This is a genomic window from Streptomyces sp. NRRL B-1140, from assembly GCF_001280065.1.
GTDB lineage: Bacteria > Actinomycetota > Actinomycetes > Streptomycetales > Streptomycetaceae > Streptomyces.
In genome coordinates this window covers 61,259-86,950 of the sequence record NZ_LGEA01000098.1, presented here as the reverse complement: position 1 = coordinate 86,950, position 25,692 = coordinate 61,259, and the positions used below count along the sequence as shown (strand labels likewise).

General features: G+C 73.0%; 23 protein-coding genes. 13 read left to right on the top strand and 10 right to left on the bottom strand.

Going from position 1 to position 25,692, the window contains the following annotated elements; genetic code table 11:
* Positions 1–59 precede the first annotated feature (59 nt).
* Positions 60–1,841, top strand: coding sequence for a hypothetical protein (locus ADK65_RS18765; RefSeq protein ID WP_053671432.1), 1,782 nt, complete (start codon positions 60–62; stop codon positions 1,839–1,841).
* Positions 1,842–1,956: 115 nt separating this feature from the next.
* Here the strand turns inward: ADK65_RS18765 and ADK65_RS18760 are convergent, their stop codons facing one another.
* Positions 1,957–3,267: an ABC transporter substrate-binding protein gene (locus ADK65_RS18760; RefSeq protein WP_053671430.1), complete on the bottom strand. Its 1,311-nt coding sequence runs from the start codon at positions 3,265–3,267 to the stop codon at positions 1,957–1,959.
* Positions 3,268–3,384: 117 nt separating this feature from the next.
* On the opposite strand from ADK65_RS18760, the gene ADK65_RS18755 reads away from it, so the two are divergent.
* Complete coding sequence (locus tag ADK65_RS18755; protein ID WP_053671428.1) at positions 3,385–3,885, top strand: SCO4402 family protein; 501 nt, start codon at positions 3,385–3,387, stop codon at positions 3,883–3,885.
* A 94-nt stretch (positions 3,886–3,979) separates the two neighbouring features.
* Positions 3,980–4,861 carry a formyltetrahydrofolate deformylase gene (gene purU, locus ADK65_RS18750; protein WP_053671426.1) on the top strand — a complete coding sequence of 294 codons (882 nt, stop codon included), beginning with the start codon at positions 3,980–3,982 and terminating at the stop codon, positions 4,859–4,861.
* Positions 4,862–4,888: 27 nt separating this feature from the next.
* Here purU and ADK65_RS18745 read toward each other — a convergent pair whose 3' ends face one another.
* Both ADK65_RS18745 and ADK65_RS18740 read right to left on the bottom strand, forming a co-directional pair.
* The gene (locus tag ADK65_RS18745) at positions 4,889–6,259 is read right to left on the bottom strand and encodes a zf-HC2 domain-containing protein (protein WP_053671424.1); all 1,371 of its coding nucleotides are present in this window, start codon (positions 6,257–6,259) and stop codon (positions 4,889–4,891) included.
* Positions 6,256–6,837 carry a sigma-70 family RNA polymerase sigma factor gene (locus tag ADK65_RS18740; protein ID WP_053671422.1) on the bottom strand — a complete coding sequence of 194 codons (582 nt, stop codon included), beginning with the start codon at positions 6,835–6,837 and terminating at the stop codon, positions 6,256–6,258. Before ADK65_RS18740 ends, ADK65_RS18745 begins: the two co-directional genes overlap by 4 nt.
* A gap of 358 nt (positions 6,838–7,195) precedes the next feature.
* Here ADK65_RS18740 and ADK65_RS18735 point away from each other — a divergent pair, with 358 nt between their 5' ends.
* Together ADK65_RS18735 and ADK65_RS18730 are read left to right on the top strand one after the other, a co-directional pair.
* Complete coding sequence (locus ADK65_RS18735) at positions 7,196–7,576, top strand: STAS domain-containing protein (protein WP_030849533.1); 381 nt, start codon at positions 7,196–7,198, stop codon at positions 7,574–7,576.
* A 168-nt stretch (positions 7,577–7,744) separates the two neighbouring features.
* The gene (locus ADK65_RS18730; protein WP_053671420.1) at positions 7,745–8,257 is read left to right on the top strand and encodes an EF-hand domain-containing protein; all 513 of its coding nucleotides are present in this window, start codon (positions 7,745–7,747) and stop codon (positions 8,255–8,257) included.
* A gap of 106 nt (positions 8,258–8,363) precedes the next feature.
* Here ADK65_RS18730 and ADK65_RS18725 read toward each other — a convergent pair whose 3' ends face one another.
* Positions 8,364–9,866 carry a class I adenylate-forming enzyme family protein gene (locus ADK65_RS18725; RefSeq protein WP_053671418.1) on the bottom strand — a complete coding sequence of 501 codons (1,503 nt, stop codon included), beginning with the start codon at positions 9,864–9,866 and terminating at the stop codon, positions 8,364–8,366.
* A 91-nt stretch (positions 9,867–9,957) separates the two neighbouring features.
* Here ADK65_RS18725 and ADK65_RS18720 point away from each other — a divergent pair, with 91 nt between their 5' ends.
* The 4 genes from ADK65_RS18720 (at position 9,958) to ADK65_RS18705 (ending at position 14,179) form a co-directional block, all read left to right on the top strand.
* The gene (locus tag ADK65_RS18720) at positions 9,958–11,154 is read left to right on the top strand and encodes an amidohydrolase family protein (RefSeq protein WP_053671416.1); all 1,197 of its coding nucleotides are present in this window, start codon (positions 9,958–9,960) and stop codon (positions 11,152–11,154) included.
* Entirely contained in the window at positions 11,154–12,287 is a 1,134-nt protein-coding gene (locus tag ADK65_RS18715) for an acyl-CoA dehydrogenase family protein (protein ID WP_053671414.1), read from the top strand. The genes ADK65_RS18720 and ADK65_RS18715 overlap by 1 nt, the downstream gene beginning before the upstream one ends.
* A gap of 6 nt (positions 12,288–12,293) precedes the next feature.
* Complete coding sequence (locus tag ADK65_RS18710) at positions 12,294–13,256, top strand: acyl-CoA dehydrogenase (RefSeq protein ID WP_053671412.1); 963 nt, start codon at positions 12,294–12,296, stop codon at positions 13,254–13,256.
* A 443-nt stretch (positions 13,257–13,699) separates the two neighbouring features.
* Positions 13,700–14,179: an ATP-binding protein gene (locus ADK65_RS18705; RefSeq protein WP_053671410.1), complete on the top strand. Its 480-nt coding sequence runs from the start codon at positions 13,700–13,702 to the stop codon at positions 14,177–14,179.
* A gap of 453 nt (positions 14,180–14,632) precedes the next feature.
* On the opposite strand, the gene ADK65_RS18700 is transcribed toward ADK65_RS18705, so the two are convergent.
* Positions 14,633–15,559 carry a cyclase family protein gene (locus ADK65_RS18700; RefSeq protein WP_053671408.1) on the bottom strand — a complete coding sequence of 309 codons (927 nt, stop codon included), beginning with the start codon at positions 15,557–15,559 and terminating at the stop codon, positions 14,633–14,635.
* A gap of 104 nt (positions 15,560–15,663) precedes the next feature.
* Here ADK65_RS18700 and ADK65_RS18695 point away from each other — a divergent pair, with 104 nt between their 5' ends.
* The 3 genes from ADK65_RS18695 (at position 15,664) to ADK65_RS18685 (ending at position 18,898) form a co-directional block, all read left to right on the top strand.
* Positions 15,664–16,578 (top strand): SDR family oxidoreductase, encoded by a 915-nt coding sequence (locus tag ADK65_RS18695; RefSeq protein WP_053671407.1) that lies wholly within the window; start codon positions 15,664–15,666, stop codon positions 16,576–16,578.
* Between the two features lie 122 nt (positions 16,579–16,700).
* The gene (locus ADK65_RS18690; RefSeq protein WP_053671482.1) at positions 16,701–17,849 is read left to right on the top strand and encodes an acyl-CoA dehydrogenase family protein; all 1,149 of its coding nucleotides are present in this window, start codon (positions 16,701–16,703) and stop codon (positions 17,847–17,849) included.
* Positions 17,849–18,898: a Zn-dependent alcohol dehydrogenase gene (locus ADK65_RS18685; protein ID WP_053671405.1), complete on the top strand. Its 1,050-nt coding sequence runs from the start codon at positions 17,849–17,851 to the stop codon at positions 18,896–18,898. The genes ADK65_RS18690 and ADK65_RS18685 overlap by 1 nt, the downstream gene beginning before the upstream one ends.
* On the opposite strand, the gene ADK65_RS18680 is transcribed toward ADK65_RS18685, so the two are convergent.
* Positions 18,820–19,926: a GlxA family transcriptional regulator gene (locus ADK65_RS18680; RefSeq protein WP_053671403.1), complete on the bottom strand. Its 1,107-nt coding sequence runs from the start codon at positions 19,924–19,926 to the stop codon at positions 18,820–18,822. The two genes, ADK65_RS18685 and ADK65_RS18680, sit on opposite strands and share 79 nt — an antisense overlap.
* A 71-nt stretch (positions 19,927–19,997) precedes the next feature.
* Between ADK65_RS18680 and ADK65_RS18675 the strand changes: the two genes are divergently transcribed.
* On the top strand, positions 19,998–21,299 hold the full coding sequence (locus ADK65_RS18675; protein WP_053671402.1) for an MFS transporter: 1,302 nt from the start codon (positions 19,998–20,000) through the stop codon (positions 21,297–21,299).
* Between the two features lie 12 nt (positions 21,300–21,311).
* Here ADK65_RS18675 and ADK65_RS18670 read toward each other — a convergent pair whose 3' ends face one another.
* The 4 genes from ADK65_RS18670 to ADK65_RS18655 form a co-directional block, all read right to left on the bottom strand.
* The gene (locus ADK65_RS18670) at positions 21,312–21,779 is read right to left on the bottom strand and encodes a hypothetical protein (RefSeq protein ID WP_053671400.1); all 468 of its coding nucleotides are present in this window, start codon (positions 21,777–21,779) and stop codon (positions 21,312–21,314) included.
* 170 nt (positions 21,780–21,949) lie between these two features.
* Positions 21,950–22,567 carry a flavin reductase family protein gene (locus tag ADK65_RS18665; RefSeq protein WP_234352912.1) on the bottom strand — a complete coding sequence of 206 codons (618 nt, stop codon included), beginning with the start codon at positions 22,565–22,567 and terminating at the stop codon, positions 21,950–21,952.
* Positions 22,568–22,608: 41 nt separating this feature from the next.
* Positions 22,609–23,400 carry an enoyl-CoA hydratase/isomerase family protein gene (locus ADK65_RS18660; protein WP_053671481.1) on the bottom strand — a complete coding sequence of 264 codons (792 nt, stop codon included), beginning with the start codon at positions 23,398–23,400 and terminating at the stop codon, positions 22,609–22,611.
* Positions 23,400–25,625, bottom strand: coding sequence for an acetate--CoA ligase family protein (locus tag ADK65_RS18655; RefSeq protein WP_053671396.1), 2,226 nt, complete (start codon positions 25,623–25,625; stop codon positions 23,400–23,402). The genes ADK65_RS18660 and ADK65_RS18655 overlap by 1 nt, the downstream gene beginning before the upstream one ends.
* Positions 25,626–25,692: the final 67 nt, after the last annotated feature.

Here is a 25,692-nt window from a genome sequence, read left to right as displayed (position 1 = left end):
CTGGGGACCCGGTAGCGTGAGCCGACGATTCACAAGGTCCCCCATAAGTAGGAGTCCCGGTGACGCAGAGTGGACAGGGCGAGGAGCCCTCGGCGCGCCCCGCGCGCGAAGGCATCGTGCTGCCCTCCGACGGTGGCGAACCCCTGCTGCCGGGCATGACGGGCGGACCCGCAGACGCCCCCGGCCGTCGCCCCGCCCCGCCCTCGGCGGGCGGGCCGCAGGCGTCGGCCCCCGCGGAGGGCCAGACCTGGGGCCAGCCGTGGGGCCCGGAGCAGCAGACCCCGCCTCCGCCGCCGGGCCGGACCTGGCAGCCCCAGCCCCAGCCCCAGCAGTGGGGCACGCCGGAGCAGCCCGCGTGGGACGCCCAGGCCCCGGGCACCCTCCCGCCGGAGGGGGCCCCGTCCCCGAACCCGTACGCCGGCACACCGGCGAACCCCGACCCGTACGGCACGGCCCAGCCGCCCGCGGGTGCCGTCGGCCACGCCCCGTACGGCACCGCCCCGCTGCCCCCGGAGGGCTCCGGCTACGGAGCTCCGCAGGGGGCCGACGCGCACGGTGCCGGACACGGCGGCGCGCAGTCGCCGCAGGCAGGCTCCGGCTACGGATACCCGCCGGGTGCCGGTCAGCCGGCCGGCGGGCCGTACGGCGCACCGGGTGCGGGAGCACCGCAGCAGTCGTACGGGGGCGGTCTGCCACCGGCCTCCGGGGCGTACGGGGGACCCGCCGGCGGCGCCCCGCTGCCGGCGTCCGCCGACGAGGGCGCGACCCGGTACATCCCGCCCGTCGCGGGCGACGCCGCCGCGGCCACGCAGTACCTGCCGCCCGTCGCACCGGCCGGCGACGAGGGGGCGACCCAGTACATACCCCCGGTGTCCCCCGGGGCGCTGCCGCCCGAGACGCCGTCCGGGGAGGACCCCGACGCGACGCGGTACCTGGGGACCGGGCCCCGGGCGGGAGCCGGGCCGCTGCCGTCGGCCTCGCACCCGGACGCCGAGGCGACGCAGTACATCCCGCCGGTGCCCGGCGGGGACAAGCAGCCGCCCGCCGAGTTCGACAGCCTCTTCCGCAGTGACCAGGGTGCCGGCGGCCCGGCCGGCGCCACCCAGCAGATGCCCCGCATCGAGCAGCCGCCCTCGCGGCCCGCGTACGGCGGCACCCCTCAGCCCTCCCAGGTCCCGCCCGCCGGAGGCGGCTCGCGCGGTGGCCGTACCGGATCCCGTGTGCCGGTCATCGCCGCGGTCGGCATCGGCATCGCGGTGCTCGGCGTCGGTGCGGGCGCGCTGCTCGCCGGTGGTGGAGGCGGCGGTGACGACGACAGCGGCGACAAGAAGACCGTGGCCGCCTCCGCTCCCGCGACGGACGGCTCCGCCTCGCCGTCGGCCGACCCGGCCCGGGCCCAGGCGGTGGAACTGGACAAGCTGCTCGCCGACAGCGGCAACAGCCGCAGCACCGTGATCAACGCGGTCGCCGACGTCAGGGGCTGCGACAACCTCCCCCAGGCGGCGAAGAACCTGCGGGACGCGGCCAAGCAGCGCAGCGGGCTCGTCACCCGGCTCTCCGGCATCGAGGTCGACAAGCTGCCCGACAACGCCGCGCTGACCGCCGCCCTCACCAAGGCCTGGCAGGCCTCCGCGTCGGCCGACAACCACTACGCCGCCTGGGCCGACCAGACCGCCGGCAAGAAGGGCTGCAAGAAGGGCCAGGCCCGCACCACCAACCAGACCCTGGCCGGCAACCGGGCCAGCGGCGTCGCCAGCACCGAGAAGGCCAAGGCGGCCGGCCTGTGGAACGGGATCGCGAAGAAGTACGGCCTGACCGAGCGCCAGCCGACACAGCTCTGACAGAACGGGAAAGCCCCGGACGCCCGGCCCCGGCGTGAGCTGCGGGGCGGGGCGCGGCTGGGGAAGGCCCGGAGGCCCGGAGCCCCGGGTCCGGTGTGAGCCGCCGGGTGGGGGGTCAGGCGTTGAGGTCGGCGTTCTCCAAGGTCCGCGTCGTGTCGACGAAGCCCTTGCGTGCCGAGACCAGCCGCCCGTCCCGCACCACCTGGAGGGTCACGTCGGCGTTGACCAGGCGCGGGAAGCCCACGGCGGCGAGCTTGTCCTGGAACCGCCAGCGCAGTCTCGGCGTGAGCCCGCCCGTGCCGACCTCCAGGCCGTCGTCCAGAGCCTCCCCCACCGCGTCGGCACTCACCTCGCCCTCGCCGAGCGACTCGACGATCTGCCGGAAGACCGTGTAGGCGATCCACGTGGTCTGCACTCCGGCGTCCGCCGGGTCGATGCGGTTGTCGCCGAAGGCCTGCTCCCGGATCACCTGCTTCATCCCGTCCCAGCGCGGATCACTCGCCACCGGGTACCAGCCGGTGATGTACGAGCCCTCGTAGGGGCCCGAGGCCCCGCCGGTCGCGTCGATCACCGTCTGGTCGACGCTGCCCAGCACGGTCGCCGTCCGCACCTCGGGGAAGTCCTGGCGGGCCCGGCGGAAGGAGTCCATGAAAGTGCCGTTGCGGTCCCCCAGCGCGGGCACCACGCACCCGTCGTCCGCCGTGCCGCCGGCCGCGGTGCGCAGGGCCCGCTCCGCCTGGCCGTCGTACTCGGTGGCGTCCTCCGCCGCCCGCTGGTCGTGCGAGCCCCGGTGCCCGCCCGCCCTCAGACCGGAGTCGAGCAGCGGGGGCAGCTGGTCGCCCGCGATGGTGTCGGGCCGGATCAGCGCGACGGGCCCGCAGCCGGCGAGCGCGCTGCCCAGACCGGCGAGCAGCGCGGGCTGCCCACCGTTGACGGGGTAGGACAGGGGGCTGGTGAACTCGGCGTTGGTGATGCCGTAGCCGCCGATGTAGGGGATGCCCGCGCCCTCCAGCGAGGGGAAGAAGGAGTCCGCGTACTGGCTGTAGGACCCGACGACCGCGACCGCCTCCTCCTTGACGGCCCGCCGGGCGCACTTCGCGGCGGCCACACCGTCGTTGTGGTCGTTGCAGGTCAGCACGTTGATCTTGCGGCCGTTGATCCCGCCCTTGGCGTTGATCCAGCGGGCGTAGGCGCGGGCGAAGGCGGGCATGCCGGGTTTGTTGGTGGCCTCGGTGCCCTGCGGGGCCCAGGTCATCACGGTGATGGTGTCGTCCCCGGCTCCCCCCGTGGTGCCGGGGACGACACCGCATCCGGCGAGGAGCGACGCGCACGCGACCGCCGTGCCCGCGGAGACGATGCCGTGTCTGGCGTGACGGGTGAGGAGGCCGGGGAGGAATGTGCTGCGGGTGCGTCGCCTGCCGGTCATGGTTCCGCACGATTCCGTCACATCGCTAACCCCTGCGTGATGTCCGATCAACAATTGGTGACGCACAGGTGAATTGCAGGGGCCGGTGTGACCGATGTGGAGGGGAACGTACGATCGATGACCGTGCAAGCTTCGGAGAACTCTTCCCGTCGTGGCCGTCGCTCATCCACCATGGGCGGCATGCCTGTCAACGACATGCCGTGGTGGCGCTGGCGCAGCAATGTGCGCTCGGCGCTGCACATGCTCTCCGATCCCGGGTTCCAGCGGGACGTCTGGCTGGCCGGTGCGGACGGCTACGGTGACGTGACCGACGCGGTGTACCGGCTGGTCGAGGACACCTGGCTGGATCACTGGTCCGCCGAGAAGTACGTCGGCACGATCTTCCGCGACTCGCAGGAGGCGGCCCTGGTCGACACCGCGGTGCTGAGGGTGCTGCGGATCATGCACCAGGTCGGGCCGGACGCTCCGGTCGCCGCCTACCTCCAGCACGAGGCGTGGCCGGAGGCGGTCCAGGCGGCCCGCGACGCGCATGTGCGGCTCGCCGCGAGTGACGGCGAGGAGCCGGACGCGGCGCCGCGCAGCCTGGACGTGCTGCGGATCATGACCAGGTCCGCCTAGCGGTCTCCCCAGCCGGCCGGTCCGGAGGCCGGGCGGCGGTCCGACCTGCGGGACGGTTGCCGGTCGTGTCGTTCCCTGTGGGAACCTGTCCTGCATGAACGAGCAGTCCACCAGCGCCGCGGTCCCGGCCGACCAGTACGTCCTCACCCTTTCCTGCCCGGACAGGAAGGGCATCGTGCACGCCGTGTCGAGCTACCTGTTCATGACCGGCTGCAACATCGAGGACAGCCAGCAGTTCGGCGACCACGACACGGGACTGTTCTTCATGCGGGTCCACTTCTCGGCGGACGCCCCGGTGACCGTGGAGAAGCTGCGGGCCAGCTTCGCGGCGATCGGCGACTCCTTCCAGATGGACTGGCAGATCAACCAGGCCGACCAGAAGATGCGCATCCTGCTGATGGTCAGCAAGTTCGGGCACTGCCTGAACGACCTGCTGTTCCGGGCGCGGACCGGGGCGCTGCCGGTGGAGATCGCCGGAGTGGTGTCGAACCACACGGACTTCGCCGAGCTGGTGAAGTCGTACAACATCCCCTTCCACCACATTCCGGTGACGAAGGACACGAAGGCGGAGGCCGAGGGGCGACTGCTCGACATCGTGCGTGAGGAGGGCGTCGAGCTGGTCGTGCTCGCCCGGTACATGCAGGTGCTGTCGGACGACCTGTGCAAGGCGCTCTCCGGGCGGATCATCAACATCCACCACTCGTTCCTGCCGAGCTTCAAGGGGGCGAAGCCGTATCACCAGGCTCATGCCCGGGGTGTGAAGCTGATCGGTGCGACCGCTCATTACGTGACGGCTGATCTCGACGAGGGGCCGATCATCGAGCAGGAGGTCGAGCGGGTCGGGCACGACGTGACGCCGGAAGGGCTTGTCGCGATCGGGCGTGACGTGGAGTGCCAGGCGTTGGCCCGGGGTGTGAAGTGGCATGCCGAGCGGAGGATTCTGCTCAACGGGCGGCGGACGGTGATCTTCGCCTAGGAGCTCGGGGCGTCACGTTCGAGAACCTCACATCCTGCTCAGTGAAGCCGCCGCGAACAGGACGTCCCTGATCGCCTCTCTGTCTCCGACCTGGCCTGCCGCCGCCTCCTGCGGAGGGACGTGGCCGGCGGCCAGGCGGCAGAACTCGACGCCGTCCAGGGCCACGTGGGCCACCTCGTGCTCGGCGGAGCCCTTCGCCGCGGGGGAGTCCAGGGGGATCAGCCACTCGCCGCCGCCCGAGCCCTCGATCTCCAGGCGGAGGCTGCGGCCGGGTTCGCCCGCGGCGACCAGGTGGCGGTGGTGGGCCGGGGCGGCCAGACCGGCCCGGCGGCGGTGGGCCAGGACCGTCGGCAGCATGCGGGCCGCAAGGTCGATCATGCGGTGCAGATGGCGCGGCGAGGGCGGGTCGTAGGGGTAGTCCACCGCGTCGGCGATGTCCTCCGCGTGCACCCAGCACTCGAAGGCGCGGTCCAGCATCGCGTCGTGCAGGGGCAGTTCGAAGTCGCCGTACGACACCGGCGTCCTCTCCGCGCCGCCGCCCGTGAACGACGCCGTGCGCACGAGGCTGTGGCTCTGCTCCCGCCAGGGCGTCCGGACGGACCGGGTGGGCGGGAAGTGGGAGGCGCGCCAGAACGCCTCGGTGCGGGACGCCGGCGTAGGACGCTTGGACGGGACGTCGCCCAGCGGGTCGTCCAGGCCGAGCGCGACCCCCACCAGACCGTCGACGGTGAGCAGATGGGCGATGACTCCGGCGACGGTGGTGCGGCGGCTCGTCGACGCGTCGGAGCGGAACCAGCGCAGCCGTACCGGCGCGTGCCACTCGGCGTCGCCGAAGTCCTGCAGCAGGGCGTCCAGGCGCGCGGTCTCGGCGTCGTACGCGGCGGCCCACTCCGGTACCGGGATGCGCGGCGGGCGCCGCTCCAGGCAGGTGTCCAGGACACGGGTGCGCAGTCCCGGGTCCAGGTCGAGGCTCTCGGGGCGTTGCAGCAGCCCGACCGCCTCGCGCAGCCGTCGGGCCTCGTCCGCGCAGGAGCCGCACGCGCCGAGGTGCTCCTCGACGGCCGCGGCCTCCTCGGCCGAACACGCGGCCAGCGCCCAGGCACCGAGCAGGGCCTTCAGTACGGGGTGCCCGAAGACGGCCGGGGCGGGCGGCGCCGCCGTGTCGCCGAGGTCCTCCGGCGCGGGCAGTGGCAGCCCGCCGTCCTCGACGGAGACCCGGGGCGGGGGGATCCGCGGCGGCCGCCCGCCCTCCGGAACGTCACCGGTACCGTGCCCGGATTCGTCGCTTGCAGGTCGAATGCCGCTCTCGTCCCGGGAGTTGCGGGTGCTGTCCTTCTTCTCGTGGCCGGCGTCCCCCTCGCCGTACTCGTGCGCCTCGAACCCGTCCGGCCCGTTCACACCGCACCCCCGTACCCCGGCGGTGCGCCCGGGGGCTCGGTGTCGTGGGCGGTGGAGAGCAGTTGCAGGCCGAGCCGCAGGCGGCGGCGGGCCTCGTCCTCGGTGATGCCGAGGTCGGTGGCGGTCTGGCGGTAGTCGCGGCGCTGGAAGTAGGCCCGCTCCAGGGCCGAGCGCAGGGGGGCGGGCATGGACTGCACGATGTAGTCGGCGCGGGCGGCGACCCAGGCGCGGCGCACCCGGCGCTCCAGTTCCTCCGTGGTTCCGGCGCCCTCCCGGGCGAGGGCGGCGGTCTCGGTGGCGCGCAGTCGCTGCACCGCGAGCCGGTGGGTCAAGGACGCGATCCAGGTGCGCAGCGGACCCTGCCGGGGATCGTAGGAGTCCGGATGCTCCCAGACGTGGACGAAGACCTCGCGGGTGATGCCGTCGGCGGCGCGCTCGTCGCCGAGCACGCGGTGGGCGAGGCCGTGCACGAGGGAGGCGAACCGGTCGTAGAGCTCGCCGAGGGCGGCCGCTTCGCCGCGGGCGAGCCGCTGCTGCATCTTGCGGTCCCAGCGAGGCGGTACGTCCTTTTTCGCCATGCCCTCACCCCCTGCTCGTGTCCCGCGCCCGTGCTCTGTCCAGCCTGTGCCCGATGTCTCCTCGAATGTAGTCGGCACGTCCGGTGGCGCACGCCCCTTTGTGGCAATGTGCGCCCCCTGAGCGGCCGCAAGTGGTAGAGGACCGCCGGCACCCGCACCGGAAGCCTTTGGGCTCGCGCCTACCCCGACTACCGTCGATCAGACATGACTGAAAAAGGATCGAACGGGATCGAAGACGTCCAAATCAAGCCTCTTCTGCGGGGGATCCGTTTTCCGGGTTGCGTTTCAGGGAACCGCCGCTGGGCAGCCGCGCAGCAAGGAAGCGTAGGGTCTGCTTCCGGTTTGGCGATCGAAGGGCGTGGTGGTGACCTTCAAAGTGACCGGCGGCGAGCAGGGTGAATGGGCCGTGCTCCAGGTGTCGGGCGAACTGGATCTGGTGACGTCACCGGTGCTGCGTCAGCGCGTGCACGACGTGGTGGCCGAGGGACATCACTGTCTCGTCCTGGATCTGTCCGAAGTGTTCTTCTGCGACTCCAGCGGCGTCGGCGTGCTCATCGCGGCCCGCCGGCTGATCCGCTCCTGCCAGGGCCGGCTGCGCCTCGTGCTGCCCGCCCGCGGCGCGGCCGACGGGTCCCACGTGAACCGCGTCCTCGGCGCGCTGGGCGTCCGCAGACTGTTCGACGTGTACGGCGATGTGGACGCGGCCCTCGGAGACGAGGGCGAACCCCTGTCCGCGTGACGGCCCGATGACGCACCGTACGGCGAATGTCGCTGTTCCGGCACGCCGTTGTCCCGGAATTCCCCCGGTCTTGGCACAAGTGACGTTTTCGCGCGCCCGAACGGCGTCCTCCGTCGTACGCTCCGATCCAGACGTACCCCACCCGACGTAAGGCGGCCCGAGAGAGACATGGTCAGCAGCGAGTACGAGCGCAGGATCGCCGCCCGGTTCGCCACCTTCGACCAGGACGGCAACGGCTACATCGACCGCGAGGACTTCTACGGCGCGGCCAAGGCGCTGCTCACGGAGTTCGGCGTGGCGGCCCGGTCCGACAAGGGACAGGCCCTGTACGGCGGCGCCGAGGCCTTCTGGCAGGGCATGGCCGGGATAGCGGACCGCGACGGCGACCAGCGCATCACGCGCGAGGAGTTCGTCAACGGAGCGGTCAAGCGCCTGCGCGACAACCCCGACCGGTTCGCCGAGATCGCCCGCCCCTTCCTGCACGCGGCCCTGGACGTCGCGGACGGCGACGGTGACGGAGCGGCGACGGTCGAGGAGGCCGGCCGCGTCCTGAAGTGCCTCGGCGTCCCCGAGGACGCCGCCGGACCGGCCGCCGCCGCGCTCGACGCGGACGGCGACGGCAAGGTCGGCGAGACCGAGGTCGTGCCCGCCTTCGCCCGCTACTTCACCGTCCCCGAGTAGGGCCACACGCGCCCTTCGCCGTAGGGACTGTCGTGGGCGGGCGGCTGCGGGCGGTCGATGGTCGTTCGCGCAGTTCCCCGCCCCCGGGGGGCCTTTCCGCAGCCGGTCACGTGCCCGAGTAGCGCTCGCGGAGCTTGTACTTCAGCACCTTCCGCAGGGTCTCGCCCCGCGGAAGGGCGTCCACCACCTCCAGCCGCTCCGGCAGCTTGTGCACCGACAGGCCCTGGGCGCGCAGGAAGGCGGTCACGTCCGCGAGCGTCAAGGCCCCGGCCCCCGGTGGCTGTTCCACCACCGCGCACACCAGCTCGCCGCGCGCCGCGTCGGGCAGCCCGATCACGGCCACGTCCCCGACCGCCGGATGCCGGTGCAGCAGGTCCTCGATCTCCTGGGCCGAGATGTTCTCGCCCTTGCGGATGATCACGTCCTTCAGCCGGCCGGTGAGCACCAGGTGTCCGGTGTCCGTGAGCCGTCCGAGGTCGCCGGTGCGCAGGAAGCCCTCGTCGTCGAAGGCCTCCGCCGTCTGCCCGGGGTCCAGGTACCCCTGGCACACCGCCTCCCCGCGCAGCCGCACCTCCCCGTCCACGATCCGGATCTCCATCCCCTCCGGCGGCCGTCCCTCGGTCGCCGCCAGCAGGTCGGGATCGTCGTCCGGCGCCCCCATGGTGATCATCGGCACCTCGGTCATGCCGTACCCGTGGGTGAGCCGCACGCCCATCTCGCGCACGACCGCGTGGTACAGCTCCGGCGGCTTGGGCGCCCCGCCGCCCGCCAGCAGCCGCAGCGACGGCACCACCGGCTTCCCCGGCCGCTTGCGCTGCTCCGCGAGGAACATCGAGTAGAACGCCGTCGACCCGCCCGCCATCGTCACCCCGTGCGCGCGGTACGCCGCCAGCGCGTCCGGCAGCGCGAACTGCTCGAACAGCACCGCCGGAAAGCCGTACAGCAGCAGCATCACCGTGTAGTCGGGGCCGCCGATGTGCGCGTACGGGAAGGCGATCGAGCCGACGTCGTCCGCCGAGGGGCGCAGGGCGTGCGCGAGGCAGGAGCCGCCCGCGAGCAGTGAACGGTCCGTGTGCAGCACGCCCTTGGGGTCGGAGGTCGTGCCGGACGTCCAGTAGATCCAGCGGACGGCGGTGCCGTCGGAGGGCGGGGGAGGCAGCGAGGACGGATCGCCGTCGGGCAGGTCGTCGTAGGCCTCGAAGACGCCCTTCGCGCCCAGCCGCCGGGCCATCTCCGCATGGTCGAAACCGCGCCAGGTGCCCGGCACCGCGAAGAACTCCGCCCGGGACTCGCGCAGTGCGAAGCCGACCTCGCGGTCCCGGTGGAAGGGGATGACCGGGGTCTGCACGGCACCGAGCCGGGCCAGGGCGAAGGACAGCACGGCCGTCTCGATGCGGGTGGGCAGCTGCCAGGCGACCACCGTGCCGGGGCGTACCCCCATGCCGTACAGCCCGGCCGCGACCCGCTCGGCGCGGGCGCGCAGCGCCTCGAACGTGAGCGTGCGGCCGTCCTGATGGAACAGCGGCCGGCCGGGGGTGAGGGCGGCGCGGCGGGTCACCAGCTCCCACAGTGTCGCCGACGAACTCAGGGCGTACGGGGTCTCGTTCACGGCTGCGCCCCCTGCTCCTTGGCTGACGGGTCGTCAGATGGGATGCTAACTGACGAGCCATCAGATAAGTACCGTCCGGTGGAGGGGACCCATGGCCATCGAACTGCCCCGCATCATCAGCGTCGACGACCACGTGATCGAGCCCGCCCACCTCTTCGACACCTGGCTGCCGGCCAGGTACCGCGAGCGCGGCCCCAGGGCGCTGACCGCCGGCATCGGGGAACTCGCCTACATCGGCGGCAAGTACCGGATCACCATGGACCCGGACGGCCAGCCCACCGACTGGTGGATCTACGAGGACCTGAAGTTCCCGTACAAGCGCAACATCGCCGCCGTCGGCTTCGACCGGGACGAGATGACCCTGGAGGGCATCACCCGCGAGGAGATGCGGCCCGGCTGCTGGGACCCGAAGGAACGCCTGAAGGACATGGACCTCAACCACGTCGAGGCGTCCCTCTGCTTCCCGTCCTTCCCCCGCTTCTGCGGCCAGACCTTCGCCGAGGCGCACGACAAGGAGGTCGCCCTCGCCTGCGTGCGCGCCTACAACGACTGGATGGTCGAGGAGTGGTGCGGCGACAGCGGCGGGCGGCTCATCCCGCTGTGCCTGATCCCGCTGTGGGACGTCGCCCTGGCGGTCGAGGAGATCCGCCGCAACGCCGCACGCGGGGTGAAGGCGGTGACCTTCTCCGAGATCCCCACCCACCTCGGGCTGCCGTCCATCCACTCCGGCTACTGGGACCCGTTCTTCGCGGTCTGCCAGGAGACCGGGACGGTCGTCAACATGCACATCGGCAGCAGCTCGCAGATGCCGGCCGCCTCACCGGACGCCCCGCCCGCCGTCCAGGCCTCCCTCAGCTTCAACAACGCCATGGCCTCGATGATGGACTTCCTCTTCAGCGGGGTCCTGGTGCGCTTCCCGCGCCTGAAGCTCGCCTACTCCGAGGGCCAGATGGGCTGGGTCCCGTACGCCCTGGAGCGCGCCGACGACGTCTGGGAGGAGCACCGGGCCTGGGGCGGCGTCCGCGACACGGTCCCCGAGCCGCCGTCCACCTACTACTACCGGCAGATGTACTGCTGCTTCTTCCGCGACAAGCACGGCGTGGCGTCCCTGGACGTCGTGGGCCGCGACAACGCCACCTTCGAGACCGACTACCCGCACGTCGACTCGACCTTCCCGCACACCAAGGAGGTCGCCCTCGAGCACGTCGAGGGCCTCGACGACGAGACGGTGTACAAGCTGATGCGGGGCAACGCCATCCGGATGCTCGACCTGGACCTCGACCGCTGATGGACCTGTCGGACACGCCCGAGGAGGCCGCCTTCCGGGCCCGGCTTCGGGAGTGGCTCGCGGCGGTGCTCCCCGGCCACCCGCCCCCGCCGCCCCCCGGCGACTGGCCGGGGCGACGGGCCTACGACCTCGGCTGGCAGCGCCGGCTCCACGACGCGGGGTACGCCGGGGTCCACTGGGACGCCACCCCGAGCGTCCGCCTGATCTTCCTGGAGGAGACCGAGCGGGCCGGTGCCCCCTACGTGGGCGCCAACTTCGTGGGCCTGCTGCACGCCGGTCCGACGATCGCCGCGGAGGGCACCCCGGACCAGCGGGCGCGCTGGCTGCCGCCGATCCTGCGCGGGGAGGAGGTCTGGTGCCAGGGCTTCAGCGAACCGGAGGCCGGCTCCGACCTCGCGGCCCTGCGCACCCGCGCGTGGCGCGACGGCGACGCCTACGTGGTGACCGGCTCCAAGATCTGGACGTCCCACGCGGAAGTCGCCGACTGGTGTGAGCTGTTGGTCCGCACCGACTCCGACGCCCCCCAGCACCGGGGCATCACCTGGCTGGCGATGCCCATGGACGCGCCCGGCGTCACCGTACGGCCGCTGAGGACGCTCGCCGGTTCGGCCGAGTTCGCCGAGGTGTTCCTGGACGAGGTGCGGGTGCCGGTGGCGAACCGGGTCGGGGAGGAGAACGACGGCTGGCGCGTGACCATGGTGACGCTGTCCTTCGAACGCGGTACGGCGTTCGCCGGAGAGGTCGTGGCCTGCCGGCGCGTGCTGGCCGAACTGGCCGTCGAAGCCCGCAAGAACGGCCGCTGGGACGATGCCGCCCTCAGGCGCCGGCTGGGCAGGCTGCACGCCGAGTTCCGGGCGCTGTGGCGGCTCACGCAGTGGAACGTCAGCGCGGCGGCGGCCGCGGGCGGGGTGCCGGGTGCCGGCGGCTCGGTCTTCAAGCTCCGCTACTCGCACGCCCGCCAGGAGCTCTACGACGCCGCCGCCGAGGTGCTCGGCCCCGACTGCCTCGACCTGGACCGGCGGTGGACCCTCGACCGGCTGTCCTCCCTGGCGTACACGATCGCGGCCGGCACCTCGCAGATCCAGCACAACATCATCGCCGAGCGCATCCTCGGCCTGCCGAAGGGACGGTGAGGTGCCGTGCGGTTCCGTCCGACCGACGACCAGCGGGCCCTGCGCGAGGGCGTGCGCGAGGCCTTGGCCCGGCACTTCGACGGGGAGGCGACGCGTGCGGCGGTGGCGGGTGCGGGGGCCTGGGGCGCCGGTGCCGGAGGTGAGACGGTGGTCGACGGTGGTGCGGAACCCGCAGCCTCTGCGGCTCCCGAGGGCGTGGCGCGGCTCGACCGGGGGCTGTGGCGGGTCCTCGGGCAGCTCGGGTTCTTCGCCCTGCGGCTGCCGGAGGCGGAGGGCGGGGTCGGACTCGGGCTGCCGGAGGCCGTGTTGGTGTTCGAGGAGGCGGGGCGGGTGCTGCTGCCCGGGCCGCTCGTCGCCACCCACCTCGCGGCCGGGGCCGTACCGGGCGCCGCCACCGGGGAGACGGTGGTCGCGGCCGTGGACGGCGGACTCGTGGAGTGGCTGGCGGAGGCGGACGTCGTGCGCGGGGACGCCACCGGGGCCGTGCCCCTGCGTTCGCTCGATCCGCTCACGCCGCTGCACCGCGTACCCGCCGGGCCGCCGGCGCCCTACCCCGTCGCCATCCTGCTCTCCGCCGCCGAGCAACTCGGCACGGCCGTCCGCGTCGGCGAACTCGCGGCGCAACACGCCCGGGCGCGCGAACAGTTCGGCCGGCCCGTCGGCGCATTCCAGGCGGTGGCACATCTGTGCGCGGGGATCCTGGTCCGGGCGGAGACGGCCCGTGCCGCTGTGTACGCGGCCGCCGTCACCGCCGACCCCGCCGACATCGCCGCGGCCCGGCTCCTCGCCGACGAGGCCGCCGTGCGCGGCGCCCGCGACTGTCTTCAGGTGCACGGCGGCATGGGCTTCACCTGGGAGTCCGAGGTCCACCTGCATCTGAAACGCGCATGGGTTCGAACCCAGCGTGCGGGCGGTGTGACGGAGAGTGAGGAGTTGCTCGCGGCGGCTCTGGCATCCGAGACGGTCTGACGGGCCGTCTGGCTGCGGTGTCGCCCCGCACGCTTCCGGAGATGTCGCGGATCGTGGCATACCGGAATCACGGAGCGTTGATATCGGCTTGTGTCCTCAGTGTGACTCGTTACGGCCTGGAGTCGATTGCCCACTCCGGTACCTTGTGTCAGATGCGAGTGGCTCCGAGCGCAGTGCGACCCCGTGGCGCCGCCTGTTCGACTGCCCGCGACGGGCGTCGCACAGTATGCCGCACGGGTACTCCTTCGCGCTGGAATATGCCCGAAGCGCTTGTTGACGTGACTGTACGTCAACCATGCTGTCCCACAAGGGATTCACGTTCCGTGATCCTTGTCCCGGCCGTTGTTCTGGCCATGCAGAAAATGGCTACGATCGTGGCCCTCGTGAGGCGCGAGCCTAAGTGTCCGCCGGTTCGGATGGTGTGAGCGGTGCAGGTGCTTCAAGTGCAGCTGGAGATCCGGCCCGACCCCGCAGAAGTGGGGCGAGCCCGCCGGTGGGCCCGCTCCCGCCTGGCCGGGTCCGGGATACAGGCCGACGAACCCCTCGCCGAGACGCTGATCCTGCTCGTCTCCGAACTCGTCACCAACGCCGTGGTGCACACCGGACGCCCCGCCGTCCTGCGGCTGTCCCTGCCCCACGTGGTGACGGAGGGGGCCACGGTCCGGCTCGAGGTCGCGGACCGCAGCGGCCGGGCCCCCGTGCCCCGGTGCGCCGGCGACGACGCGACCGGCGGCCGGGGCCTTGCCCTCGTGGACGGACTCGCCGACCGCTGGGGCTGGAGCGTCGAGGCCACCGGCAAGCGCATCTGGTGCGAACTGGACCGGAGCGCGAAGTCCGGCGACGTCGCGACGTCGTGCGGGGGCGGAGCGGTGGCGTACGGCGGCACGGCGGCCTTCGAGGGACTGGCGTACGAGGCGGTCTAGTCGCCCGCGCCTGCCGGACGCGGTGTACGGCGGCACATGCCGCGGGTGTGTGCGGCGAGGTCGGGGCACGGATGCACCGGGTCGGCGGGTTCGGCCGGGTCATGCGGCGATGCGCCGGGATGTGCTTCCGTGCGCGCCTACGGCAAAAGCCTCAAGGGCGACAAATCACCGAACGGGTGTTGACGGGTCGTGACCGCTTGCTCACGCTTGAGGGCAGCGATTCGCCGCGAGGGGACGACGAGGGCTTCGGTGGACGGCAGCCCTCGGCGAGTGTGAGTCGTGATTCGGCGTCGGCTTCCTTCAGGGGCGGGGAGCCGGGGCGGGAGCGCCGGAGTCGGGTGGCGGCGCGCGCTGCCGTGCTCGGGGCGAGCAGCGCGGCGCCGCCATCCTGCTGGGGCGGATGGCGGCCCGGTGTGGCGACGGGTCCTGTGGTCCGCCGGTCGGCCCACCGGCCTACAGGACGGCGACGGGTGCCACCGGCGAGCCGGTCGCCCCGGTGAACGGCTCGGGGGTGGCCGTCAGCAGGAACGCGTACCGGCCCTCTTCTCCACAGGCTGTGGACAACGTTTCGAGATTCCAGTTCTGGCCCTGTGGCATGCCCATCTCCACGAGGTGGAGCGCGTGCACCGGCAGCCAGAGATCCGCCACCTCCGGCGGGAACACCTCGAAGGTCAGGGTGTCGTTGGCGACGGCCGCGACATCGCGCGCGTGGAACCACTCCGGCGTTCGGATCGACAGCCCCGGCGACGGATACGCGTAGCCGTGCCGGTCCCCGGCCAGGCAGGCCTGGATCTGCCCGGTCCGCACGAGCACGAGGTCCCCCGCCCGTACCCGCGTACCGGCCAGCTCCTCGGCGGCGTCCAGGTCCTCGGGCGTGACGGCGTACCCGCCGTCGAGCCGGTCCGCGCCCCGGGCCCGCGCGACGTCCAGCAGCACTCCGCGTGAGAGCACGTGCCGGACCGTGCCGATGCCGCTGAACCCGGCACCGCCGTGCGGGGTGATGCTGTCGGCCGGGCGGCCGTTGTAGAGCCGGCCGGAGTGCGAGACGTGGGGCAGCGCGTCCCAGTGGGTGGCCGCCTGGAGGCCCATGGTCACGACGTCGTCGCTGCACGCGACCGTACCCTGGCCGAAGATCTCCTGGTTGATCTGCACCATGGTGTGCAGGGGGTTGACGCGGCCGGGGATCACGCCGGTCTGCACGCCGTCCTGCTGGAGGGGCAGGGCGAGGGGGATGCGCCGACCGGTGCGGACGGTCGCCACGGCCTGCCTCACGACCTCGTCGGTGATCAGATTCAGCGTGCCGATCTCGTCGTCGGCTCCCCAGCGCCCCCAGTTGTTCACGCGCTTGGCGATGTCAAGGAACGCGTCCGGCAGCGACATGAGTCCTCCCCGGGGCTTGTCTTCCCATATCTGACGGGCCGTAGAATTCGGGAACCGACAATCTAACGGTCCGTCAGAAATCGTGGGACGGGAAGGGGCCGGGCGTGGGGAACTTCTTGGCAGGCAAGGTCGTCGCCGTCACGGGTGCCGGGCGGGGCATCGGCCGGGCGGTCGCGCTCGCCGCGGCGGCCGAGGGGGCGAAGGTCGTGGTCAACGACTACGGCGTCGCGGTCGACGGGGCCTCGCCGGCGAGTGAGGTCGCCCAGGCCGTGGTGAAGGAGATCGAGGCTGCGGGCGGGGAGGCGGTGGCCGTCGCCGACGACATCTCCACGATGGCGGGCGGGCAGCGGGTCGTCGACGTGGCGCTGGCGTCGTACGGACGGCTGGACGGTGTGGTCTGCGTGGCCGGGATCCTCCGCGAGCGGATGCTGTTCAACATGACCGAGGAGGAGTGGGACCCGGTCGTCGCGACGCACCTGAAGGGCACGTTCACGGTGTTCCGGGCGGCCTCCGCGGTCATGCGCAGGCAGCGGGCCGGGACGCTGATCGGCTTCACCAGCGGCAACCACCAGGGGTCCGTCTCCCAGGCCAACTACAGCGCCGCGAAGGGCGGGATCATCTCGCTGGTGCGCAGCGCCGCGCTGGGGCTGCACAAGTACGGGGTGACCGCGAACGCGGTGGCGCCGGTGGCGCGGACGCGGATGTCGGCGGGCGTGCCGATGGAGCTGGCGGAGATCGGCGAGCCGGAGGACGTCGCCGCGCTGGTGGTGTACCTGCTGTCCGACGCGGCCTCCCGGGAGGGGATCACCGGGCAGGTGTACACGGTGGCCGGGCCGAAGATCGCGGTGTGGGCGCAGCCGAGGGAGTTGCGCGCCGCGTATGCCACCGGCGGATGGACCGTGGAGGGGATCGCGGAGTTTCTGCCCGGGTCGGTGGGGGTGGATCCGATGCCGATGCTGGAGCGGGTGGGGGAGATGGAGAGGGCGGCGGCTCGGGGGGAGCGGCCGAACGCCCAGTAGCTCGCGGGTGGGGCTGTCCGGCGGGTGCGGGTCTCGTCGTGGCTGGTCGCGCAGTTCCCCGCGCCCCTGGGGAGTTGCTCCACTGCCCATGTGAGGGACCTGGCCGATCTGAGGCGGTGACCGTGGATTTCGGGTTCACGCAAGAGGACGAGGACTTCCGTACCGACGCCCGCTCGTGGCTGGCCGGGCGCGCCGAGGACGCTCGGGACCGACGCAGTTGGGAGCGCACCCTCGGTGCTGCCGGGTGGATCGGGCTCGGTTGGGGTGAGGGCGGCTACGGGAATCGCAGAGCCACCCTCACCCAGCAGGTCGTCTGGGCCGAGGAGTACGCGCGGTCCGGGGCGCCGCCGCGGTCCGGGCACATCGGGGAGAATCTGCTCGGTCCGACGCTCATCGCCCACGGCACCGACGAGCAGAGGTCACGCTTCCTGCCGCCGATCGCCGCCGGAACGGAACTCTGGTGCCAGGGGTACAGCGAACCAGGCGCCGGATCGGATCTGGCCGGGATCCGGACCGCGGCCGTGCCCGAGCCGGACAGCCGTACGTACCGGGTCACCGGGCAGAAGATCTGGACGTCGCTGGCCCACGAGGCGGACTGGTGTTTCGTGCTGGCCAGGACCGAACCCGGCTCGGTGCGGCACCACGGCCTGTCCTTCCTGCTCGTCCCCATGGACCAGCCGGGCCGGATCGAGGTCCGCCCCATCCGGCAGATGACCGGCACCAGCGACTTCAACGAGGTCTTCTTCGACGGCGCCCGCGCGGAGCACGTCGTCGGCGGCGCGGGCAACGGCTGGCGCGTCGCCATGAGCCTGCTCGGCTTCGAGAGGGGGGTGTCCACGCTCGCCCAGCAGATCGGGTTCGCCGAGGAACTGGGCGCGGTGGTGCGGGCGGCCGTGGAGTCGGGCGCCGCGCGGGATCCCGTCGTACGGGAACGGCTCGTGCGGCAGTGGGCCGAGCTGCGCACGATGCGCTGGCACGCCCTGCGCACGCTGGGGGGTTCCGGTGACGCCGGCACCCCGAGCGTGGCCAAGCTGCTGTGGGCCGGCTGGCACCAGCGGCTCGGGGAGCTGGCGGTACTGGTGCGGGGCGCGGCGGCCGGTGTGGGACCCGCCGACTGGTCGGCCTCGGCGCCGTACGAACTCGACGCCGCGCAGCACCTGTTCCTCTTCTCGCGGGCCGACACGATCTACGGCGGCTCGGACCAGATCCAGCGCACGATCATCGCCGAGCGCGTGCTCGGCCTGCCCAGGGAGCCCAAGGGGGCCGTGTGATGCGAGGTGTGCTCTTCGACGGCAAGCAGGTCCGGGTCGTCACGGATCTTCACGTGCGCGAGCCCGGGCCGGGTGAGGTGCGGGTGGCGATCTCGGCGGCCGGGCTGTGCCACAGCGACCTGTCGGTGGTGGACGGGACCATCCCCTTCCCCGTTCCCGTGGTGCTGGGCCATGAGGGGGCCGGGGTCGTGGAGGCGGTGGGCGCGGGCGTCACCCATGTCGCGGCCGGGGACCATGTGGCGCTGTCCACCCTGGCCAACTGCGGTGCGTGCGCGGACTGCGACCGGGGGCGGCCGACCATGTGCCGGCGGGCCATCGGGCGCCCGGGCCGGCCGTTCCGCCAGGGCGGCACACCGGTGCACCAGTTCGCGTCCAACTCGGCGTTCGCCGAGCGCACGGTCGTCAAGGCCGTACAGGCGGTCCGCATCCCCGACGACATCCCGCCGGCGTCGGCCGCGCTCATCGGGTGCGGGGTGCTGACCGGGGTGGGCGCCGTACTCAACCGGGCGCGGGTCGACCACGGCGACAGCGTCCTGGTCATCGGGACGGGCGGCATCGGCCTGAACGTGCTCCAGGGGGCGCGCATCGCGGGCGCCGGGCGGATCGTCGCCGTCGACGCCGACCCGGGGAAGGAGGAGGCGGCCCGCAGGTTCGGCGCGACCGACTTCCTCGCCTCGGCCGAGGGCGTGCGCGACCTCCTGCCCACGGGCGTGGACCACGCCTTCGAGTGCGTCGGCCGGGTGGAGCTGATCCGGCAGGCGATCGACGCGCTGGACCGGCACGGCCAGGCGATCCTCCTCGGTGTCCCGCCCGCCACGGCCGAGGCGTCCTTCCGCGTCTCCTCGATGTACCTCGACAAGTCCATCCTGGGCTGCCGCTACGGCTCCTCGCGCCCACAGCGGGACATCGCCCTGTACGCCGAGATGTACCGGCAAGGGCGCCTGCTGCTCGACGAACTGGTCACCCGGACCTACCCGGTCGAGGACTTCGACAAGGCGGCGGCGGACGCGGAGGCCGGGCGGGTGGCGCGGGCGGTGCTCACCTTCTGAGAGCCGCGGTGATGCTCACCTTCTGAGAGCCGCGCCCCGTCGTTCTCCGCCCGGAACGTCCTCCGGTAGGCCGTGGGCGTGACCCCCAGGGCCGACTGGAGGTGCTGGCGCATCGACTGGGCCGTGCCGAAACCCGCGTCCCGGGCGACCTGGTCGACGGAGCGGTCGGTGGACTCCAGGAGGTGGCGGGCCCGTTCCACGCGCTGCTGGGTGAGCCACTGGCCGGGGCTGACGCCGGTCTCCTCGCGGAAGCGGCGGGTGAACGTGCGCACCGACATGGACTCCTGGGCGGCCATGTCGCGCAGCTGGATCGGCTCGTGGAGACGGCCCAGGGCCCAGGCGCGGGCGGAGGTCGTGGTCGCCTGCTGCGGATCCGGCACGGGCCGGTGGATGTACTGCGCCTGACCGCCGTCGCGATGCGGCGGCACGACCGTGCGGCGGGCCACGTCGTTGGCGACCGCCGTGCCGTGGTCCCGGCGCACCATGTGCAGGCACAGGTCGATGCCGGCCGCGACACCGGCGGAGGTCAGGACGTCGCCGTCGTCGATGAACAGCACGTCCGGGTCGACCTCGATCCGCGGGAAGAGCCGCTGGAAACGGTCGGCGTCGGCCCAGTGGGTGGTGGCGGGCCGGCCGTCGAGGAGACCGGCGGCGGCGAGGACGTAGACGCCGGTGCAGATGGAGGCGAGGCGGGTGCCCGGGCGGATGTGGGCCAGGGCGGCGGCCAGTTCGCCGGTCAGCACGCCCTGCTCGAAGACCGGGCCGAGTTCGTACGATGCCGGGACGATCACCGTGTCGGCCGTGGCCAGCGCCTCGGGGCCGTGCTCCACCTGGACGGCGAAGTCGGCGTCGGTCCGCACCGGGCCCGGCGGGCGGACCGAGCAGGTGACGACGTCGTACAGCAGGCGTCCCTCGGCGTCCCGGGGGCGGCCGAAGATGCGGTGCGGGATGCCCAGCTCGAAGGGGAGCAGGCCGTCCAGGGCGAGGACGACGACCCGGTGCGGGCGGAACTCCGGCTGACGGCTCATGGCCCGATCCTAACGAATGCTGTCCTTCGGGCCACTCGATGGAAGGCACAGCAGGCCGGAAGCTCTATGTCGTGACCCAGACAACCGACACAGCGGCTGTGCGGCAGCCGCCGAAGCCGACCCGGGTGCGCCTGCACCGCGCCTGGTTCGTCGCCGCCGTGACCTTCGTGACGATCATCGGCGCCGCAGCCTTCCGTTCCGTGCCGGGCCTGCTCATCGATCCCCTGCACGACGAATTCGACTGGTCGCGCGGCACGATCGGCGCCGCCGTCTCGGTGAACCTCGCGCTGTACGGTCTGACGGCCCCGTTCGCCGCTGCCCTGATGGACCGCTTCGGCATCCGCCGGGTCGTCGCGGTCGCCCTGACCGTGATCGCGGCCGGTTCCTGGCTCACCGTGTGGATGACCGCGGCCTGGCAGCTCATGCTGTGCTGGGGCCTGCTGGTCGGCCTCGGCTCCGGCTCCATGGCGCTGGCCTTCGCGGCGACCGTCACCAACCGCTGGTTCACCGCACGGCGCGGCCTGGTCAGCGGCATCCTCACCGCCGCCTCGGCCTCCGGCCAGCTGATCTTCCTGCCCCTGCTGTCCTGGATCATCGACCGCTACGACTGGCGCCCGGCGGCCGTGACGGTCGCGCTCGCCGCCCTCGCGGTCGTCCCGTTCGTGTGGCTCCTGCTGCACGACCACCCGGCCGACGTGGGGCAGAAGCCGTACGGGGCCGCCGAGTTCGTACCGAAGCCCCCGCCCGTGCCCGGCGCCGCCCGCCGGGCCGTGACCGTGCTGCTGTCCGCCGTGCGCACCGGCCCGTTCTGGCTGCTCGCCGGCACCTTCGCGATCTGCGGCGCCTCCACCAACGGCCTGATCCAGACGCACTTCATCCCCGCGGCGCACGACGCGCACATGCCCGTCCGGGCCGCCGCCTCCCTGCTCGCGGTCATCGGGGTCTTCGACGTCGTCGGCACGATCGCCTCCGGCTGGTTCACGGACCGCTTCGAGCCGCGCCGCCTGCTGGCCGTGTACTACGCGCTGCGGGGCGTGTCGCTGATGTTCCTCCCGCTCCTGCTGGGCCCCGCGGTCCACCCTCCGATGGTCTTCTTCATCGTCTTCTACGGCCTCGACTGGGTCGCCACGGTCCCGCCCACCCTCGCGCTGTGCCGCGAGCAGTACGGCGAGGACAGCGCGATCGTCTTCGGCTGGGTCCTCGCCTCCCACCAGGTCGGAGCAGCCCTCGTCGCCTTCCTGGGCGGCGTCGCCCGCGACACGTTCGGCACGTACGACGTGGTCTGGTACGCGTCGGGGGCGCTGTGCGCGGCGGCGGCGTTGATGGCGCTGGTGATCCGGCGCAGGTCGGTCGGCGAGGTGGCGGCGGCCTGAACCGGCCGGTCTTCAGGCGGGGTTCCCCCGTGTGAGGCCCGCTCGGGCCGTGCCGCGGATCCGCTTCGTCCGCCCGCGCTCGGCGAGGACGACGAGGGCGCCGGGGCCCGCCCCGGCCGCGGTCCTCAGCTGGAGCCAGTCGGACGACGCGAGCAGGTCGTCCTCCTCCCAGGGCAGCTCGAGTGCGACAGCCCGGAACAGGGCCCACTCCCGCAGGCGCCGGACCAGGAACGGACGGCCGCCCACCACCCGGGCCATCGCCTCCGCCCACTCCTCCCAGCCGGATGCGGCGTACAACTCCTCGGCTCGACGGTCGAGGTGCCGCACCACGGCGGCCCCGGCCATCGCCGGATCCGGGTCGGCGAGGACTCCGGCCACCAGCTCCTCCTCGTCCGCGCCGGTGACCTGCTCCAGGTCGGCCAGGTGAGCAGCGAAGCGGGCGTGCTCAGGCGGCTCCTGCGCGCTGTCCTCGGCGTTCATCTGGCTGTTCCTTTCCGTGACGTGGGCACCCCGGTCACCGGTGACGGGCCCCGCGGTCCGCGTCCCTCCGTGGCGGGTGCTTCCGCCACCGCCGTGACGGCGGCACCGGACGCGGGCCGAGCCTGAGCCGGACCCGGCAGCAGAGCCCTCCGGGGGCGGCAGCCCAGGCCCTACGAGGACGCCAGCCGCGCGAAGCGCCCCCGGTGGAACAGGAGCGGTCCGTCCGCACCGTCGCCCGCGCCGAGGGCGTTCACCCGGCCGACCACGACGAGGTGGTCGCCGCCCGGGTGGACGGCGTGGACCGTGCAGTCGATCCACGCCACCGTGCCCGTCAGGCGGGGCGAGCCGGACACCGGGGCCGCGTCGTACGCCACCCCCGCGAACTTGTCCGCGCCGCTCACCGCGAACGAGCGGCACAACTCGCCCTGCCCGGAAGCCAGGACGTTCACGCAGAACACCCCGGCGCGTGCGATCCGCGGCCAGGTCGTCGACGTGCGACCGACCATGAAGGCGACGAGGGGCGGGTCGAGGGAGAGGGAGGTGAAGGACTGGCACGCGAAGCCGGCGGGAGGGTCGCCGGCAGTGGCAGGGGGTGCCGTGACGACGGCCACGCCCGACGCGAAGTGCCCCAGGACCCTGCGGAACTCCTCTGGGTCGAGCGGGGCCCGCTCGTCGGCGCCGACACAGCGCAGTTCGGGCCGCGGCAGCACCTCGACGGGCTCCGGGGCGGCCGGGCGGACCGACCTGAGGTAGCGGACGGCGGCCTCCGCCATCCCTGCTTGTCCCATCACACCGCCATTGAAGCTGACGTACCGTCAGATAGGAAGGGTCAGCGTCCTCCGAACCGCGCGCCGCGCCGTTCCACGAAGCTCCGTACGCCCTCCTGGGCGTCCGCCGTCGTCATGTTGATCTCCTGCGCGGCGGCCTCGGCGGCGAAGGCCGCCGTGCGGTCGGTGTCGAGCGAGGCGTTGACGAGCTGCTTGGTCAGGGCGAGGGCGCGCGTCGGGCCCGCGGCGAGGCGCTCGGCCCAGGCACGTGCCGTCCTGCGGAGCTCCTCGTCGGGCACGACCCGGTTGACGAGCCCGAGGCGTTCGGCGTCCGGCGCGGTGAGCGCGTCACCGAAGAACATCAGCTCCTTCGCCCGCTGCGGGCCGACGAGCCGCGGCAGGAGATAGGAGCCGCCACCGTCGGGGACCAGGCCGCGACGCACGAACACCTCGGTGAAGCGGGCGGATTCGGCCGCGATGACCAGGTCGCAGGCGAACGCGAGGTGCGCGCCGAGGCCGGCCGCCGTGCCGTTCACGGCCGCGATCACCGGCTTCTCGCAGTCGAGCACGGCGGCGATCAGACGCTGGGCACCGGTGCGCAGCATGCGTGCGACGTCGCCCGCGAGGCGTTCGCCGGGTGCGCCCGAGCCCCGGAGGTCCGCTCCGGAGCAGAAACCGCGCCCCGCTCCCGTGATCACGACCGCCCGCACCTCCGCCGTGGCCGACGCCTCCGCCAGCAGCCGGACGATGTCCTCCCGCTGCCCGGGCGTGAGGGCGTTGAGACGCTCGGGCCGGTTGAGGGTGAGCGAGAGGACGTGGCCGCCGGTCGAGTGCACCAGCTCGGGCTCCGTCATCAGCGGCACACCGCCAGCGCGTCCAGCGCCACGGCACCCTGCCCCTGCGGCAGGACCATCAGCGGATTGATCTCCAGTTCCGCCAGCCGGTCACCGAGTTCCAGGGCCATGCGCTGCACCCGCAGGACCACCTCGACCAGCGCGTCCAGATCGGCCGGCGGCCGCCCCCGGACCCCGTCGAGCAGGGCCCGCCCGCGCAGCCCGGCGAGCATGTCCCGCGCCTGCTCCTCCCCGAAGGGCGGCACCCCTACGGCGGTGTCGCGCAGCACCTCGACGAGGACACCGCCGAGCCCCACGGTCACGGTCGGGCCGAACAGGTCGTCGTGGGCGACGCCGACGACCATCTCCACGCCCTGTTCGACCATCTGGCACACCAGGACACCGTCCAGGGCGACGTCCTCGTAGCGGGCGATGTCGGTCAGCTCCCGGTACGCGTCGCGGACCTGGCTGGCCGAGGTCAGCCCGATCTTCACCAGGCCCAGCTCGGTCTTGTGGGCGATGCGGGCGCCGGAGGCCTTCATCACCACCGGGTAGCCCACGAGCCCGGCCGCGCGCACGGCCGCCGCCGCACTGGTCACCAGCTGCTCGCGCGGTACGCGGATGCCGTACGCCCGCAGCAGCTGCTTCGCCGCGTGCTCGCTGAGCTGCCGGCCGGGCTGCATCAGCGCCTGCGCCTTGCGGTAGGACGGCGAGAGGGTGCGCGGGGCCTCGTCGAAGGGGGAGCGGTAGGCGGCCGTGAAGCGGTGGTGGGCGAGGTGGGCGCGGACGGCGGTGAGGCAGTTGCCGACCGTGCGGAAGGTGGCCACGCGCGAGGAGCCCAGCAGCACCTCGCGGTAGGCGGGCTCGGTGCCGACGGGCGAGCCCCACACCACGCACACCAGCTTGTCGGTCTGCTCGGCCGCGTCCACCAGGTCCCGGACGAGCCGGTCGCTGAGCGGCGGGAACGGCCCGGTCACCGGGCAGATCAGGACGCCCACTTCAGGGTCGTCGAGGATCGCGTCGATGATCTTCCGCCCGCGTTCGTCCCCGACCGGATGGCCGCCGTTGTCGACGGGGTTGGCGACGGACAGGTACGCGGGGATCCACTGGTGCAGTTCGGCCTGCTTGGCCTCGGACAGGACCGGCAGGCTCAGGCCCGCCCCGGTCGCGAGGTCCGCGACGTGGGCGCCCGTGCCGCCCGAGATGGAGTAGACGACGACCCCGTCGGCGCGCGGCGGCCGGGCCCGGGCCAGGAGGGCCGCGGTGTCCTGGAGTTCGTCGAGGCCGTCGACGCGGATCACGCCGTACTGGCGCAGCGCCGCGTCCACCACCGCGTCCGCGCCGGTCAGTCGGCCGGTGTGGGAGGCGGCGGTGCGGGCGCCGGTCTCGGTACGGCCCACCTTGACGGCGACGACCGGGACTTTGCGCCGGGCGGCCCGGTCGGCGGCGAGCAGGAAGGAGCGGCCGTCCTTCAGCCCTTCGAGGTAGCAGGCGATGGCGCCGACCTCGGGCTGCTCGGCGAAGTAGGACAGGAAGTCGGCGCTGTCCAGGTCGGCCTCGTTGCCGGTGGGGGCCCAGTGGGAGAGGCGGATGCCGAGTTCCTGCAGGGCGAAGAGGGGGCGGCCCTGGTGGCCGGACTGGGTGATCAGCGCGATCGCCGGGCCTTGGAGGTCGTCGCGGAACCGCTCGAAGGCGTTGAGGTTGGTGTTGGGACCCAGCAACCGCATCCCGGACTGCTCGACGGCGGCGGCCAGTCGCCGCTGGGCGGCCTCGCCCTGCGGCCCGGTCTCCGCGAACCCGGACGCGAACACGACCGCGAACCGGGCTTTGGCCTCGGCCAGTTCCTCGATCACCGGCAGGGGGTCGCCGACCAGCACCACGGCCAGATCGACCTGTTCGGGCAGACCGGCGACGGAAGGGGAGCAGGGGATGCCGAAGACGGCAGGCCGGCTGGGATGCACCGGGTACAGCCGGGCGCCGACCCGCTCCGCCCAGTCCGCCAGTTGCCGCGTGATGCCGGTGTTCGGGCGGCCCTCGGCGTCCGAGGCGCCGATCACGGCGACGGACCGTGGGCGGAAGAAGCGGTCCAGGTCGGGTACGCCCGCGTGCAGCGGCCGTCCGCTGACGTCGAGGTCGCCCGCCTGGGCCGGCCTGCCGTGCACGACGGGCCCGGACCGCTCGCCACAGGCGATGGCCCGGGTCCGGCGGGAGTCGGTGGTGAGGGTGCCGTGGGTCGATCCAAGCATCGTTTCCGCCCGCTCCTGTGAGACAGCCGCTAACTGACGCTCTGTCAGATTATCCGAACTGATGCGA